Below are 16,481 nucleotides of genomic sequence, written 5' to 3'. Positions count from 1 at the left end.
GGCGCCCTCAGCCACTTCTGCCGGCATCCACAACCGGAGACATCCCTTGGCACCGAATCCATCCCGGCGGCACGCGCTCGCCCTGCTTTCCTGGCTGGCCCTGTCCGCCCTGTCCGTTCCTGCCCCCGCGGCACATGCACAGGCGTGGCCCAGCAAACCCATCCGCCTGGTGGTGCCCTACCCGCCCGGCGGCCCGACCGACATCGTCGCCCGCGTGGTCGGGCAGAAGCTGTCCGACAAGCTCGGCCAGCCGCTGGTGGTGGAGAACCGCCCCGGCGCCGGCGGCAATATCGGCGCCGAGGCCGTCGCCAGGGCCGCGCCCGACGGCTACACGCTGCTGGTGGCGACCACCGCCCATGCCATCAACATGACGCTGTTCAGCAAGCCGGGCTACGACACGCGCAAGGACTTCGCGCCGGTCAGCCTGCTGACGCGCGGCCCGCTGGTGTTGGTGACCGCGCCCGCCACGCCGGCCGGCAACGTCGCCGAGCTGATCGCGCTGGCCAAAGCCAAGCCTGGCCAGGTGACCTTCGCCAGTTCCGGCAACGGCCAGTCCACCCATCTCGCGGCCGAGCTGTTCAACAGCATGGCCGGCACCCGCATGACGCACGTGCCGTACAAGGGCAGCGCGCCCGCGCTGACGGACGTGATGGGCGGCCAGGCCACGGTGATGTTCGACACCATGCTGTCGGCCATGCCCTTCGTGCGCGACGGCAAGCTCAAGGCACTGGCGGTCACCGGCGCCGCGCGCTCGCCTGCCGCGCCGGACACGCCCACGGTCGCGCAGGCCGGGCTGCCCGGCTACGAGGCCAGCGCCTGGAACGCGCTGCTGGCGCCGGCCGGCACGCCGCCGGCGGTCCTCAACACGCTCGGCACCGCGCTCAAGGCCGTACTGGACGATGCCGACGTGCGCGCGCGCTTTGCCACGCAGGGTTTTGCCGCCGAATGGACGGCGCCGCCCGCGACTGCGCAGTTGCTCGGCCAGGAGATCGACAAGTGGGCCAAGGTCGTCAAGGCCTCCGGCGCAACCATCGACTGATCCCTCCCGCTCAACCGCAACCTGCCTCGTCATGACTGCCACGCTCCAGCCCCTGCTCGCTCCCCACTCCATCGCCGTGATCGGCGCCTCCGACAACATCCACAAGATCGGCGGCCGGCCCACCCACTACATGAAGACGCACGGCTACGCCGGCACGCTCTACCCGGTCAATCCGCAGCGCGACACCATCCAGGGCCTGCGCGCCTATCCCACGCTGGACGCGCTGCCCCAAGTGCCCGAGCTGGCCATCATCATCGTCGCCGGCGATGCCGCGGTGCAGGCCGTGCACGACTGCGCGCGGCTGGGCGTGGCGGCGGCCATCGTGATCGCCTCGGGCTTCGGCGAGGCCGGCGCGGAAGGCCGGCGCCAGCAGGACGAGATGGTGCGCGCCGCGCGCGCCAGCGGCCTGCGGCTGGTCGGCCCCAACAGCCAGGGGCTGGCCAACTTCGGCAGCGGCGCGATCGCCAGCTTCTCCACCATGTTTATCGAGGTGCCGCCGCAGGACGGGCCGATCGCGGTGGTCAGCCAGAGCGGCGGCGTGGCGGCGATGGTCTACGGGCTGCTGCGCGCGCAGGGCCTTGGCGTGCGCCATATGCATGCCACCGGCAACCAGGCCGATATCACCGTCAGCGAACTGGCGCTGGCGGTCGCGCACGATCCGGATGTGCGGCTGATCCTGCTGTACCTGGAAAGCCTGTCCGATCCCGAGGTGCTTGCCGAGGCGGCGCGCGTGGCGCGCGCGCGCAATGTGCCGGTGGTGGCGGTCAAGGCCGGGCGCTCGCAGGACGGCCAGCGCGCCGCGGCCTCGCACACCGGCGCGATTGCCAACGAGGACCGCGCGGTCAATGCCTTCCTGTCGCGCCACGGCATCTGGCGCGTCGATGACGCACACGCGCTGGCGCGCTGCGCGCCGCTCTACCTGCGCGACTGGCAGGCGAGCGGACGCCGGCTGGTGGTGGTCAGCAATTCCGGCGCGAGCTGCGTGATGGCGGCCGATGCGGCGCAGACCTTCGGCCTGTCGCTGGCCCCGCTGTCCGACGCCACCCAGGCCGCGCTGGCCGAGCGCCTGCCGGGCTTTGCCGCCACCGCCAACCCAGTCGACGTCACCGCCGCGCTGCTGACCAACAGCGCGCTGTTCGGCGAGGTGCTGCCGGTGGTGGCGCAGGACCCAAGCGCCGACCTGTTCCTGCTGGATATCCCGGTTTCGGGCATGGGCTACGACGTGCCGCGCTTCGCCCGCGATGCCGCGGCCTTTGCAGATAGCGCCGGCAAGCCCATCGCCGTGGCGGTCTGGCAGCCGCCGGTGGCCGACGCCTTCCGCGAGGCCGGCGTGCCGACTTACGCCAGCGCAGCCGAAGCGCTGGCCGCGTTTGCGCAACTGTTGTCGCACCAGCAGCGGCTAACGCAGATCGCGGCCGAGGGCGAGCCACCCGTGCCTCCGGCGCCTGCCCTGCAGGCCAGCGCATTGCCGGGCGCTACGCTCAGCGAAGCCTCCAGCCTGGCGCGCCTGGTGGCGGCCGGCATGCCGGTAGTCGAACACTATCTCTGCCAGGACGTCGATGCCGCGGTCACCGCCTGGCGCCGCATTGGCGCGCCGGTGGCGGTCAAGGCCAGTTCGCCGCAAGTGCCGCACAAGAGCGAGCACGGTCTGGTCGCCCTGCACTGTAACGACCCCGAGGCCGTCGCCAGCGCCTTCGCCGCGCAGACGCGCACGCTGCAGGCCATGGGCGCCAGTTGCGAAGGCATCGTGGTCGCGCGCATGTCGCGCGGCCAGCGCGAATGCATGATTGGCGCACACTGGGACCCGGTGTTCGGCGCGGTGCTGGTGATCGGCGACGGCGGCAAGTATGTGGAGGTGCTGCGCGATACCGCCGTGCTGCTGGCTCCTTGCCGGCCAGCCGACGTGGAACGCGCACTGTCAGGCCTGCGCATTGCCCCGCTGCTGCGCGGCGTGCGCAACGAGCCCGCGGTGGATATCGGGGCGCTGTGCCGGCTGGCGGTACAGGTTGGCAACCTGATCCACGAAGCTGGCGGCGCGATCCGCGCGATCGACCTGAACCCGGTGATGGCCGGGCCCGAGGGCGTCGTGGTGGTGGATGCGCTGATTGAGGTGGCGAACACAGCACGCAACTAGCGACCTACGGGCATCTTCCGCTACCTAAGCCGGACTTTTCTTGCCTCCCCAAAGATACTGTATATATTTACAGTACCTGTATGGATAAACAGTGGGAGCCCGGCGATGGAACACCTCATCCGTGTGCAAAACGACTATGACCGCCAAGTGCTGGCCTGGCTGCGCGGGCGCATCGGCGATGCCGCCCTGCAGACCGCGGCGCTGCGGCTGGGCGGCCAGCGCAAGCCGTACCTGTCCACGATCTGCCGCAGCCTGGGCATCCGCCCGCCCAGCCGCAAGCAGTTCGCCGCCGAGGCGGCGCGCATGCACCGCACCGTGGGCGACACCTACCTCGCCCGCATCCGCGAGATCCTTGGCCAGCGGCCCGCCGAAGGCGCATCGGGCGGGTAAGCGGTTGCCGGCTATCGGACAGGCAAGTCCTCTGGCCCGCGTGGCCTCCGTATCATGAAGCTCCGTTGCCGTCACACCGCAGTGGGGCTTTTCCTATTGATCCCTCGCCAAGGCCGGTCGATGCCGGCACGCCGGCAACAGTTCGACGAAGCCGCCGCACAGCTGGCCCCGGCTCGCGCCGGGAATGCACCTGCCGCCCCGGGACCACTCTCTGCGCTGGCGTGCGACTGACTATCTGTTTTGTCAAGTCATTCCTCTCACGACACCCGGGCAGAAGGTCAATAGCAACAACGGTTTGCGAGCATCCAAGGCGTGGCTTCATGGCTTGACCTTGCGGTCAGGGGCCAACTAGGAGTCAGTAGAAGAAGGTTGTAGCCCCCCCCGCGCATCGTGTTACGCCCGAATGGTGAAACTGGGATAAGCAGGACAGAGGAAATCGACTTCGCCACAGAGAACGACAGCCATTTCGTTTCCGCAGTATTGCCCATGGCGTACCGCTCCAGCCCGACCTTTCCGATCGGTGCCCATCCAATAGGGCGCCCGCCTGCTGACCACGATCCTCGGTGTTAGTGACTTGACCGCTCAGGCCCTGTTGGCGGAGATCGGCCTCGACATGACGCGCTTTTCCGATGCCGGCCACCTGGTGTCCTGGGATGGCCTGTGCCCGCGCAACGACGAGAGCGCCGGCAAGCGGCGCAGCACGCAGGTGCGCAAGAGCGGCACCTGGCTCAAGATCGCTTTGATGACGGCTGCCTGGGCTGCGGTACGGGTCAAACCAGCAATCTGCGCGCCCAGATCCTGCGCATCAAGGACCGCCGCGCGCCAAGAAGGCCATTCTCGCAGTGGCCGCCTCCATGCTCACCGCCGCTCACCACATGCTTTGCGATGACGTTGAGTATGTTGACCTTGGCCCCGATTTCCCACTCAATCATCAACAGGTCGCCCAAATCCACGTGGTTAAAGGGATTGCCTGAGATCGACTTCAGGCCTTACCGTCGCTTTTACCGTCAACCGCGCAGGGCATTTGCTGGCGCGGGAGATGGAGCGATTTGCGGGGTGACAACTCTGGCGACGCCATTGTCAATCAACTAATAGAATACAGAAAGTCCAGCGCCCTGTCCGCTCGCCACCGACCGTGGGTTTACTTACGCAGGCCTCACCAGCGCTTCGACTGCAGTGACCGTTTTTCCCAGCCTCAAGCAAGGCTGGGCCAGTCTCATTCTGAACCGCCCGCCCCTAGCCGGACGTCCAGCCCTAGTTCTTGCGTCAGCGTTTTGACGCTCGCCATGTTCTCCTGCAGCTCGACCTGGAGTACCGCAACCACCTGCTGCTACTGGGCTATGCCGATTGGGAAAACGAGTTATGTGTTGGGCCAGCGTTGCCCCCAAGTCCCGCTCGGTCGCGTCGCCACATAGGCTCAAAAAATCGAAGACGTAAGGATTTCGCGTGTCACCCGCGCTAAATCAGACTGCGGCGACGGCAACTGGGCAGCAGTTGTTTGGTGCCTGCGCCGCCCGGTCTATCAAGCCGCTGCCGATCTGCGCTAAGCGTATTGAGGTACCAGCCTTGCGCTAGCTCCTGCTGCGCATACCACCTTTCTTGGGTTATTCAAGACGACTTGATTCGCAAATCTTTATCACGTAAAAAATCCAGACCGAAATTCGAACTATTAAGACATAACAGGAATGAATATCCATGGAACGCTCGCGGGGATCATTCCGTCCAAATCATAGGACTCAAGGCCGAGGGTACCCAAACAGAGCGATGACCCCGGCTTGCAGGACTTACGCTTCCCTCCTCCAAATAGACAGCAGAGTATGAAATCAGGCATGTCACGCAGCAGGATCGTGGCGGCTGCATCTTTGGCAGTCTGCTTCGTGTCGCCCCAGACAGCTTCGGCCTCTGGTGTGACGGACGCCCACCGTCGTTCCACTTACTCTGCCGTCACCCATTGGGCGGCGGAAGTTGGCTACGCGGCCATCTGGCGGCCGCACACACACTGCCGGCAAGGTGCTGGACCATTCCATTCCGTCACGCGAGGTGCATGAGGATATCTGGGTTGGGTTGGAGGCACAGGTGAGGGGCACCGCGCACGGACGCGTCAACATGTACTGCACTCCACCTTTGGAATTCCAAATCGAAGCGACCATCGATGATCGCATGCCTCTGGTCTGCGTGATCGGGCGCCTTATCCTGCGACGCCGTGTTGTTCCACACCCCCTTAACTCGAGAGACCATAGAACGCTTGATCCGTGAGTCTTCATCACATGAAACGCCAGATTGATATTAAAATCATTCAAGTAGATATGAATAAATATATATCGAACTCACTCGACCAGCACCCGTCAATACAAATGGAAGAAATTTCACGACATTTCACGATGTTGTGAATGCACTTCAGTTTCAACATCTGAAGTGCCAGCCTCAAAAGTAGTTGTTTTGCAAATATTTTTTTATTAGGAGAGTAAAATGAATCCTGTATCGATTCAACCCGCCAAAATCGTCGCCTATGGCTCGTTTCTGGCCGTCATTCTATCCAAGAAATCGTCTCCCGGTGATGGAATCTTTGGTCGCGGCGTGAAAGGCATGTAAAGCAGCGCTTTAAATCACCAACGATGTGCGGCGCGCGCTTAGGCGTCGTCGGGCGCGCACCTCGCAAACGCTCTCCCGGTTGGCATTCATGTCGTACAAGCACTCGACTAAACAAGACTCAATATGGTTGTATCCGAACGAGTCCCTCGAATTCGTTTCGCTTGATGGCGAGACGATCTTCTATAGCGAGACAAAGAAAAGGTATTTTGGTGTGTCCGGGATAGCGGCCGAGATCTTGACGATTTCTCGAAGATTTCGCGCAGGATTACGCCCGGACGACCTCATCGATGAGATTGCGGGTGGCCGGTCACTGGGGGACGACGATAGGAAATTGATCTTGGACGGCGTCGCCGCATTAATCGATCTGGGTGCCCTTTATGAAAAATGACGGCGCGTACGTCTTTCTTGCCCATAGCCTCGTGCGAGCCATGCTGCTCAGCCAGCCGATCAGCGACGCCCATCTCGGCATTTTCAAATCGATTTTCCCCGGTGCGGTCAGGGGCGAGTTCGCGGGCGCAGTCGGCCATATCGACCGGTCTTATCTTCAGGAAGTCTGCGATTTCATCTACCGACCCGACCTGCTCGAAATTGGCGGTGCGTCGTGCTATTCGGCCAGCATCGTCGTTCAAGCCCTGGCATTTTTGCATGGCATTCCGAGCGACATGGTGATCGGCGTTAAAAGGCAGGATGAGAAGATCGTCGGACATGCGTGGGTCGAATTGTGTCGCGAGGGATCGAGGCCGGAGATCGTCAATCCAGGGGGCACGGATTTGAACGACTATCGTGCACTGGCGCGCATGAATCCTGAAACGGCCGTCACGGGATGGGTTGCATCGATATGAAACTCTGGACGGTAGTAGTGAACGGCGCGACTGCGGACGTCGACGCCTACATCGATGACCTACTCGATGCGTTGGCCGATGTCCAGGTCGATAGCGCGAAGAGGATGACTCGCAGCTGGGCGACATTGATCGAGATGGACGTCCGCCTGTGCGAAGCCGAATGTCGGTGCCTTCGATGGGTCGAGACGTCGGGCGGCGACACTGCCTATAGCGGTTGGTTACGCGACCTGGGCAGCGGTGCGCTCTATTCGGCATTCCGGAAAGACGCGCTTCCGCTTGATCCGTCGAAATGCGCCGTGCTCGGAGAGTTCAGCTATGCGTCGGTCCGGCCGGATCGCGTGATCTTGATGACCGACCACTATGCGACGCACCCGATTTACTACTGGCGCGGCAAGAGTGGGCAATGGGTGGCAAGCAACGATCTGAGGCTGCTCTTGCTGTGCCGCCTCGTGCCGCTAGAAATCAGGCGCGACTCGTGCATGGAGCACCTGACGCAATCCGTCATGGTGGGGGAAAACGAATTGGCTGGCGGAGCGACATTCTTCTCAGGGGTGCTGAAGATGCCGGTAGACAGCGTACTGAGCATCGACAGAACGGGACGGGCGTTCGGGCTGACGCCGGCGCGCGAGGAAGCCGCTTTCCGGCTCGACGGCACGATCTCCCGCCGTGAAGACTTCGAGCAGGCGTTTCGTGCTCGCCTGGATGCCTGTGTGCTCGACCGCATCGAGGCCGGCGCGAGCGGAATCTTGTTGAGCGGCGGCGTTGACTCCAATACTGTCCTCGGTGCGAGCCTCTCGACACGCAGACGCCCCGCGCCCTTCTGCGCCACCATGGGCTTCAGGGATGGCGATCTCGCGATGAGCCAGGACGACAAGCTCGTCGAGGCGCTGGTTCGGCACTGCGGCGTTCCTCACCGGTTCATCTACGCCGACGATTTCCTGCGTCTGCCGACGCTGGATGATGCCTGCGCCTATGTCGATGGGCCCGACGCAGCCGCCAATCCGCGCGCCAAGGAAGCCTGCGCACGTGTGTTCCAGGATCACCACGTCTCGCTCGTCATGACGGGCGAAGGGGGAGATGCCATTCTTGGCGAATCGATGCATCCCTGGATTCTCGATTCGATTCGCGAACATGACGGGATCGAAGCGCTCCACAAGTACGTGACAGAAAACCTCGGCGTTCGAGCCTTCTCGCGAGCTTACTTTCGTAAGGTGCTGACCTCGCTGTCGCCCCACCTTGGGAGGCACGAGTGGCTTGAGAAGGAATCGGCCGAAAGGTACGCGAAACTTCCGGATTACCTGGGAGAGCGCCTGCGCGAGGCGGTGCAGCGTCATGCGCACTCCGGAAACGGGCACGTAAGGCATTCGCAAACGCGATACTTGGGCCAAGACTATATCAAGGCGATGCTCTATCCGCGGGCGACCTACTTCGACACTTTGAATCTCTACTGCACCCACTCCCATCCGTTTCTCGACCCGCGGATGATCTCGTTCGCACTCGCGTGTCCACCGCATCTTCACCACGACTACAGGCGCCTGAATCGCGCGAATCCCTACGCGACGTCAAAAATGCTGGCGCGAAACGCCTATCGCGATGCACTGCCGGCTTTCGCGGCGGAGAAAACGAGCAAGACGAGCTATGCGCCGATGGCGCGGCGAATGTTCCACAATAGCGCGAGGTCACTGCTGCGCTTGGCCGATCGGTCGATGATTCTGAATGACTGGGGGCTCATCGATCAGGTGCGCTTCCGCCGCCATCTGATGGCTTATATTGTCGCGACGGAAGACCCCAACACCCAGCTTGGCACTCAGTATCACTACATTCGCGGTGTGACCGACCTTGAGGCTTGGCTCGTCAAATTCTCCGGAGCGCGGCCTTCCGTCGTCAAGCATTTGAAATTCCGTCCAGCCCGCTCCCTTGCGGGCTAAGTGAGTCCCAATGCAAGCTTGGGAGATCTTGCGCAATCTCGGCGATACACTGTCACTACTGTGGCGAGCGGCGCCACGAACACTGTGCCTCGCCATTGCGTCGAACCTCATCGTCGGCGTCATACCGAGCGTGCTGCTCTATATCAACGCGCAGTTCATCGAGCGACTGACGTCCAACGCAGCCGTAGCCGCTGTCATGACGCTCGTCATCGCCTACTTCATACTTGGCGGCTTTCACGATGGCTTGAATGCGATATCGAGCTTCATCGTGGACACGCTTCGAGATTCGGCCCGCATTCTGCTGAAGCGGGAGGTGAATTCGATCATCGCGACGTTTCCGAATCTCAGCATACACGAAGACGCCGATCTGCGCGAAACGGCGATCCTCGCGACTGACGCGAGCGACCAGATTGGCGACCTTGTCCTGCATCTGTATGCAGTGTGCGTCGGGACCGTGATGATCGTTCCTATCCTGCTTCTGACGGCGCAGACGGCGTGGTGGATTCCCATCCTGATGTTGGCCGGTATGGTGCCGACCGTCTTGTTCCGCGCGCGGGCCGAGCGCGAAAGCTGGGATGTACAGGAGCATCATGCGGCGACGTTCAACGAGCTGCGCATCCTTGAGCGGATTCTGACGCAGCCCGAATTCGCCAAGGACTTGCGCATCTATCGAATGCAGGAGCGCCTGCTGGACACGTGGCAGGGTCTGTATGACAACTATCTCGAGACCATCAAGCGAGTCCGCACGCGCAACGCGCTCAAGCTCGCCGCGACGTCGCTGACGGCGAGCGTCTGCATCGGTCTACCGCTTTATGTCGTCATCGACGGATTCCAGATCGGCAAGTTCAGCATCGCTCAGCTCGCGTTCCTGCTCGGAGCGCTCGTTCAGTTGAAGGACGGGTTGGCCGCGATCATTTACAACATCGGCGATCTGTTACGCGTTTCCTATGCCATTCGCCCATTCCGCAAGTTGATCGCCCTTCACGCTGCGGAGCAAAAGCCGGCCGCCGCCCCTGCTCGCCCGACGCCGCCAGTGCGCGAAACGTCGGTGGCCGCGCCGTGCGTGACGTTGCGCAACGTGGGTCTGCGATACCGCGATGCCGAGCGCTCGGCCCTTGATCATATCAACCTGGAGATTCGCGATCGAGAGGTCGTTGCGATCGTAGGCGAGAACGGTGCCGGTAAGACGACCCTGCTCAAATTGTTGAGCGGGCTCTACGAGCCGACGACGGGCGAGCTGGCGTGGTCGGCGGCCCAGCATCCTCCGCGTGTGGTCGGCGTGTTTCAGGACTTTTCGCGCTTTCCACTCGACGTGCGCGAGAACCTCGTCGAGCACGACATGCGGCAAGCCCACGAGTACCTGAAGGCAGTTGGCCTCGAGTTCCTCATTCGCCACCCGGGTACGCCTTTGACCACCGAGATGGCAGGCGGATTCGACTTATCAGGAGGGCAGTGGCAAAGGCTAGCAATCGCACGTGCAATGGCGCATGCCGGCGAGGCCGACCTGCTCGTTTTCGACGAACCCACTTCAGCGCTCGATCCGGAATCCGAGGCGGATATCATGCGGCTCATTCTCGAGCTCGCTGAGCAACGGACGACCGTCATCGTCAGCCACCGCCTCGCGTTGACTCGTTTCGTTGATCGCATCGTCGTACTTGACAACGGCCGTCTCATTGAGGAGGGGTCTCACGAGGAACTCATCGCGCGAAACGGGAAGTATGCGCGGATGTTTCATAGTCAAGCCATGTTCTATCAGGAGAGCGTGCCCGAGGGACCTATTGCAATACGCCGGTTTGATGTGCTAACGGGGAGGAAGTCGAAGAGATCGGACCGATGACGCCCCCACTGAATTCGTCTCGGAAACGCGTGTTCAGGCGGCCGTACCGTCCGTTCGATGCGATCCTGTCTGCCGAATCTGCAAGACATGCATCAAGAATTTGGCTGTGCAGGAAGTCCTGACGACTTCGACGCCATCCTCGTCCAGCCGCCCTGATTTAGAGATGGGGCGCGAACGGTCATCCGCGTGATGACCGTAGGTGCCACCAGCATGAACGAGCAGTCCGTTGGCTACAGTAGCCAGGGCCCGGCCGCGCTCGACCCGGACAACAAGCCGGACTTCTGCTCGATCACGAATTTCACCGGCTTCTCCACAAGCGATGACGGTACCTCGGCGGCAACCCCGATCGCGGCGGGCGTGGTGGCGTTGATGAAGAAGGCCAAGCCATCATTGACGCAGGATGAGGCCAAAGGCCCTGAAAGCCACCGCAAAAGGCATCGGCCTGGTTGGCTTCGATCAGCACTCGGGTTGCCGGGATCATCCGCGCGAAGGCTGCCTACGATGTCGTCGCGGTTCCTGCCGAGTAGCATGGATGGGAATCCCAGGGCGGATTCTGCACGGGTGGTGGCGGCGTTTCGTCGCCCACGTCCCCTGCAGCCAGCACGCCAACCGTTGCATCAACACAAGTCGCGAGAAGTCATCCTCCGGCATTTTACTTGATAGCCCAGGGCGGCGGCCGTCCATTGTGTCGCGGTCCACACGCCGGCGATCACGATGCCGAGTACAACGGCAATCTGGCCAAGCAGCACGCCTTGACCTTCCATCCTTGTCTTCGCCCTCTCTTGCACAGACACCTCGCAAAATCGGCACGACGTCGTGCCTCAGGCATGAGGTTGGGTTCTCACCAAGGACCGGTCAAAGACCGTTATCGGAACAAAGGTCGAGAAAAAAGCAAGAATTCGCGCCTGGGCGAACACCGATGCAATACCGCAGGCAGAAGCGTGCCGCAGCGTACAAAGCGAAAAAGCGGATGAATCGTGGCGAGGTGCCAACGATCAGAATCTGGGAGACTCCTTCGGGGGAGTCTACGGCGTCTTGCCGTCGCCAAAAAAACGCCGATTGGTCGCCTCGGCGGCGCGATTACAGAGCTCATCGCCAAGCCTTGCGCGATCCATCTTGCATTGCTGGCGCAGTTCGCTGAGTCGCTCAGGATTCGCGGCCAAGGATTCGACCGTGTCCGGCCCAGCACGACCGCAGGCCACCAAAATGAGAGCGAACAATGCCGATGTGGTCTTCTTCATGGCGCGACGTCCTCCTCGACGTCAGATCGGGAATCGAAGAAGGGTTCGACACATGCCTGAGAATCGATAGCGCTGGCCCGCTCGATGAAGCGAGCCAAGGTCTCTGATGGCTCTGCATCCAGATGCAGCAGATAGGTTGTGACCATGGGCACCTGCCCCGCCAGCGGCCGCGCCACCACCCCCGACTCTCTGCTCGCGAAAACTTGTGACGCGCCGGTCAGGCCCAATGCAAGGCCGGCAGATACCAACGTCATCATCAAGTCGAGCGATGAAACCCGGTCCGCGACCAGCGGCTCCTGATCCAGTCGGCGCAGCAAACGATCGACCAGACGAGCATGCCCCTCGCACGCTTGCGGATCGAAAAGCACCAACGGATAGCGCAGCAGTTCTTCCGGTGGAATAAGTCTATAGGCAAGTAACGGATGACGTGGCGGAACCGCCACCACCAGAGGCTCGCTCCAAAGGGGATGCACGATGATGCCATCGCCAACTTCGTTGGCTAGGGAGAATCCGACGTCGTAAAGACCATCATGCAGTCCCCTGATCTGCTGCGACAACGGCGCTTCGAAAAGCCGAACCTCAACCTCTGGGTCCTCCTCCCGCCACAGCGCAAGCAATGCTGGTAGACGTGATCGAGCGCAACAGTCGGACAAGACGATGCGCAACTGGTCGTGAAAACCATTAGCGACTGCCTGCACGCTGTCGCGCGCGCGCTCCACAGCGGCGAAGATGCTCGGCACGTGTTTCAGGAACAGCTGACCAGCACGAGTTAGCCGCGTACTACGGGTGGTGCGCACGAAGAGCTGCACCCCTAGCTCTTCTTCCAACTCCCTGATGGCACGAGATAGTGGCGACTGCTCGATATGCAATCTCTCGGCCGCCCTTGTGAAATGAAGCTCTTCTGCAACGGCCAGGAAGCACTGCAAATGACGCAGCTCCATCCTAGCTCTCACTGACCTGCTACGCATGCGCTCTCCCGCCGGGTGAGGCATTCGGATAGAAGCGATTCATCAGGGGCCGATAGTACTGATCTTCATGCATGGGGCACCTCTTAATAAACGAGCAAAGGCGGCCGCCAGATATACAGTCGACCGCGATATAGTCCTCAGGAAGGAGGAACCGAGGTCGGGCCTCCGCTTTGACCTGACTCATCGCGCCTCAAGGACGCACCAATGACTTGAGCTTCGGTCGATCCGCCATATGACGCTGCAAACGCTAGAGGTCCCGATTGAATGAAGTATTTTTCCCTAATCGGACAGTCCGGCTCTCAAGCGGAAATGTGAACCCCCTGTCTTCAGGGCAGCCCACCGAAACAGAATCCTGCGATACGCATAATTCTGTCCTCACTGAGCACTCATTGCGATCGCGCACCACCCCACCCAAATTGCCGACATACGACAAAATTTGACCTAGATGCTCGACGTTGGATGCAGATCGATCTCCGGTCAAGCAAGGTAGCTGAGAAGGAACGTTACTCATACTCTCACGAAGATCGATTCCTTTGATTACTCATCTACCTTTTGATTCGTAATATTTCATCACATGAAAAATAAAGACAGAAATCGAAATCATTTAGACAGAACGGGAATAAATATCTCGACTCAGTGGAGGATCATTCTGTCAGCTCGTAGGATTCAAGGCCAAGATCAATAAAGTATCAAGAAGCGCTGGCGTCAGCTTTAAGGACTTATGTTTCTCTTCTCCGAATAGACAGCAGAGTATGAAATCAAGCATGTCACGTGGCAGGATCCTGGCGATTGCATCTTTGGCAGCCTGCTTCGTGTCGCCCCAAAACGCTTCGGCCTTTGGTGTGACAGACGCCCACTGTCGCTCCACTTACCTTGCTGTCACCCATTGGGCGGCGGAAGTTGGCTACGCGGTCATCTGGCAGCCGCGAACCACTGCCGGCACGGTACTGGACTTCCCCGCTCCGTCACGCGAAGTGCATGAGGATTTCTGGGTTGCGGTGGAGGCACTGGTGAGCGGCGCCACGTATGGACACGCCAACATGTACTGCATTCCACCTTACGAGTTCCAAATCGAGGCGATCATCGACGATCGCATGCATCTGGTCTACGTGATCGGGCGCCCTACCTTGCGACGCTGTGTTGTTCCACACCCCTTAACTCGATAGATCCAAGAACGGTTGATCCATGAATCTTTATCACATGAAACGCCAGATCGATATTAGAAATATTCAAGTACAAATGAATAAGTATCTACCGAACTCGTGCGACCAGTAGTCGTCAATACATAGGTCTTACAAGGATGTTCTAAAAGGCCTTCTCCGGAATTCCCGCGTACAGTCGCCCCCCTCCGTAAGAAAAAGGCAAAATCAGCGCCTGACGACATCGAGCATCACCACATTTTCGGGAAACTCCTGTGAGCAGCGTCGACGACGGGTTCGAGGTGTCCCGTGTTCGCTTCGCGGCGGTGAGCGACTTGCGCTTCCATGCAGGCGTGCGTGGAACGTTCGCTGAGCGCTGGAGCGGTTGGCGACGAAGCGCACTTCTTCGTGCTATGCGGTGACTTGGCCCTGAAAGGCCCTTGCTTGAGGGGCCGCATCTCGCTGCCGAGCTCGTCCTATGTTCGACCGAGCGGGCCACAGAAGCCCGAGTCCACCTCAGGTCCAAGCTGGTGCAAGCATCGTCGGTTCCTCATTGGCCAACGAGCGGCCCGGTCCATCTGCTGCCTAGCTTCGCCAAACCAGCCCTCGGTTTCACGGCGCTGCTAGAGCCGGGAATCTTTGTTCGTAAGGAGCGCGCCGTGGCTGCGTTCAGCCGTCGACTGCGTCAGGTAGCAAGAAATGAATGAGTCATTCAACATACAAGATCTCGTCCTGGCGATCGGCATCCGCAAGTATGATGAGGCTACCGTCAGCGTGTTGCTGACGGGCAGCTTTGCCAGGGGTAATGCGACGCCGCAGAGCGACGTGGACCTCATCGTCAGCTCTGCGGACATACAGTCCGGTGGACAGCGGATCTTCCGCCACCGCGGCAGGCTGGTCATCTTGAAGATCCAGCCCCGTGAGACGCTGACCGGGATCCTTGTCGACCCGCGGAGCGCCTGCCGGTATCTCACTGGCCTGACTCATTCCGTCCCCTTGGTCGACCACGACGGGTTCCTGCGAGACCTGCTGGACAAAGCCCGGAACTTCGAGTGGACAGACGAGCTGATCTTCAGCGCGCATCGTAAGGCGGCCTCAGAATTGATCGGCTGGCTGGAAGAGGTGCACAAGGGCGTCGCCGGGCTCGAATCCGGCGATTCCGGAAGAATGCTCCAGGCAGTCCATGGTTGCTCCTGGGGCATGTTGCGGGTCGCGCAGCTGCACCTTAGGGTCCTGGAGGGCAGCGACAACACCGTCGTCGATGACATCACGGCTGCTGTGGGCTCAGCCTCCAGGTGGTCCACACTCCTGAGGACCGCCATCGGACTGACGGAGGCCCGTCTTTCCGTCCGAGTCAAGGCAGGTCTCGAGCTATTTTGCGCCACCGCGAAGCTTGCCGGGTCGTCATTCCTGCCGGATGAGCTGCGGATGCTCGAACCGAGCCTGGCACAGGTCCAGGAATTCCTGGCTTCTCGTTCACGCCACTGGCGGACCAACCAACAGTAGCGGATGTTCACTAAAGCCCCTTCTTCCCGTGGGCCAGCGGGCTCGGATCTCAGGTGACGTCATGTCCGCCTGGAACGCATTCAGGTACAGTGGCCCGGTCAAAGTGGCACGTGCGCGTAGTTCCAGGGTCTGGGCGGAAGAGACCGCGAGATGTTGGACTGGATTATGGGCTGGGGATCGCTCCTGTTAGGCCGCACCCCGCCGTTCGCCCGCTCCGCCATGCGGAAAGCTGACGAAGGCGTATTCGGCTTCCAGTACGAGACCTCCGACAACGAACGACTGGCAGCGCGGCTCGCGACCCTGATCCCGGGTGCCGAGGGGACGCGCTTCGTCAACTCCTGGACGGAGGCGACCCTGCACGCCCTCCGTGTTGAAAGGTTCGTTACCGGCCGCCGGAAGATTTTCGAGTTAGAAGGCCATTTCCACCGGGCTCAACGACCACCTCCTGTTCGGCGTGGATGGAGGCACCCCGCTGGGTGAATCCATGGCCGGCGGGACAATCGAACCCGGCTCCGGCAGCCGCGGCCTTCCGGAGGTCGCCTTGAAGGATTTGGTCGTGGTAGTGCCCTTCAATGCTGTGTCGGCCGTCGAACGTGTATTCGAGCTGAATCGAGGCAGATCGGCCAGATATGCGTCGGCAGCGAACGATGCATCCGCCGCTGAGGTCCCGATATGCCCTCCATTGCTCTGGGCAATTGCATACCCCTCTGCACGAACGCCCGAACCGCTCAACACCACGCCCTGAATCTAACTGAATAGCGAGAGAAGGCGAAATCGTGGCGTTTACCTTGCAGTACGTCGGGATGCTTGCCGTTGCGTCAACCATCACTGCCGCTGTGATCAGATCCAGATTGAAGTCGAAATC

At 61.2% G+C, this 16,481-nt stretch carries 13 protein-coding genes and 1 pseudogene; 12 read left to right on the top strand and 2 right to left on the bottom strand.

Annotated elements, in window-relative coordinates; all coding sequences use genetic code 11:
* The first annotated feature begins 46 nt into the window (after positions 1 to 46).
* From ABNX08_RS24385 to ABNX08_RS24340, 10 genes and pseudogenes are all read left to right on the top strand, one after another.
* Positions 47 to 1,039, top strand: coding sequence for a tripartite tricarboxylate transporter substrate binding protein (locus ABNX08_RS24385; RefSeq protein WP_022538266.1), 993 nt, complete (start codon positions 47 to 49; stop codon positions 1,037 to 1,039).
* A 31-nt stretch (positions 1,040 to 1,070) separates the two neighbouring features.
* Positions 1,071 to 3,173, top strand: a complete 2,103-nt coding sequence (locus ABNX08_RS24380) for an acetate--CoA ligase family protein (RefSeq protein WP_022538265.1) — start codon at positions 1,071 to 1,073, stop codon at positions 3,171 to 3,173.
* Between the two features lie 105 nt (positions 3,174 to 3,278).
* Positions 3,279 to 3,563: a hypothetical protein gene (locus tag ABNX08_RS24375; RefSeq protein WP_022538264.1), complete on the top strand. Its 285-nt coding sequence runs from the start codon at positions 3,279 to 3,281 to the stop codon at positions 3,561 to 3,563.
* Between the two features lie 538 nt (positions 3,564 to 4,101).
* Positions 4,102 to 4,474: pseudogene (locus ABNX08_RS24370) on the top strand (transposase); the annotation flags it as partial.
* Positions 4,475 to 6,032: 1,558 nt separating this feature from the next.
* Positions 6,033 to 6,155, top strand: a complete 123-nt coding sequence (locus tag ABNX08_RS24365; RefSeq protein ID WP_349605017.1) for a hypothetical protein — start codon at positions 6,033 to 6,035, stop codon at positions 6,153 to 6,155.
* An 88-nt stretch (positions 6,156 to 6,243) separates the two neighbouring features.
* Positions 6,244 to 6,543, top strand: coding sequence for a hypothetical protein (locus ABNX08_RS24360; protein ID WP_022538261.1), 300 nt, complete (start codon positions 6,244 to 6,246; stop codon positions 6,541 to 6,543).
* The gene (locus ABNX08_RS24355; protein WP_022538260.1) at positions 6,533 to 6,997 is read left to right on the top strand and encodes a lasso peptide biosynthesis B2 protein; all 465 of its coding nucleotides are present in this window, start codon (positions 6,533 to 6,535) and stop codon (positions 6,995 to 6,997) included. Before ABNX08_RS24360 ends, ABNX08_RS24355 begins: the two co-directional genes overlap by 11 nt.
* Positions 6,994 to 8,925, top strand: a complete 1,932-nt coding sequence (locus ABNX08_RS24350; RefSeq protein WP_022538259.1) for an asparagine synthase C-terminal domain-containing protein — start codon at positions 6,994 to 6,996, stop codon at positions 8,923 to 8,925. The genes ABNX08_RS24355 and ABNX08_RS24350 overlap by 4 nt, the downstream gene beginning before the upstream one ends.
* Before the next feature lie 10 nt (positions 8,926 to 8,935).
* Positions 8,936 to 10,762 (top strand): ABC transporter ATP-binding protein, encoded by a 1,827-nt coding sequence (locus tag ABNX08_RS24345; RefSeq protein ID WP_022538258.1) that lies wholly within the window; start codon positions 8,936 to 8,938, stop codon positions 10,760 to 10,762.
* A 189-nt stretch (positions 10,763 to 10,951) separates the two neighbouring features.
* On the top strand, positions 10,952 to 11,422 hold the full coding sequence (locus tag ABNX08_RS24340) for a S8 family serine peptidase (protein ID WP_349605023.1): 471 nt from the start codon (positions 10,952 to 10,954) through the stop codon (positions 11,420 to 11,422).
* Positions 11,423 to 11,787: 365 nt separating this feature from the next.
* Here the strand turns inward: ABNX08_RS24340 and ABNX08_RS24335 are convergent, their stop codons facing one another.
* A complete protein-coding gene (locus tag ABNX08_RS24335; RefSeq protein WP_022538256.1) occupies positions 11,788 to 12,003 on the bottom strand; it encodes an EexN family lipoprotein in 216 nt (71 codons plus the stop codon).
* Positions 12,000 to 12,944 carry a LysR family transcriptional regulator gene (locus ABNX08_RS24330; protein ID WP_022538255.1) on the bottom strand — a complete coding sequence of 315 codons (945 nt, stop codon included), beginning with the start codon at positions 12,942 to 12,944 and terminating at the stop codon, positions 12,000 to 12,002. Before ABNX08_RS24330 ends, ABNX08_RS24335 begins: the two co-directional genes overlap by 4 nt.
* Before the next feature lie 779 nt (positions 12,945 to 13,723).
* Here ABNX08_RS24330 and ABNX08_RS24325 point away from each other — a divergent pair.
* Positions 13,724 to 14,137 (top strand): hypothetical protein, encoded by a 414-nt coding sequence (locus tag ABNX08_RS24325; protein ID WP_022538254.1) that lies wholly within the window; start codon positions 13,724 to 13,726, stop codon positions 14,135 to 14,137.
* 672 nt (positions 14,138 to 14,809) lie between these two features.
* Positions 14,810 to 15,616 carry a nucleotidyltransferase domain-containing protein gene (locus ABNX08_RS24320; protein ID WP_022538253.1) on the top strand — a complete coding sequence of 269 codons (807 nt, stop codon included), beginning with the start codon at positions 14,810 to 14,812 and terminating at the stop codon, positions 15,614 to 15,616.
* The last annotated feature ends 865 nt before the right edge of the window (positions 15,617 to 16,481 follow it).

It is taken from the genome of Cupriavidus sp. DF5525 (assembly GCF_040149425.2).
GTDB classification, from domain to species: Bacteria; Pseudomonadota; Gammaproteobacteria; order Burkholderiales; family Burkholderiaceae; genus Cupriavidus; species Cupriavidus pickettii_A.
Note: the sequence above shows the minus strand (reverse complement) of the source record. Positions and strands in the feature narration are given on the sequence as shown.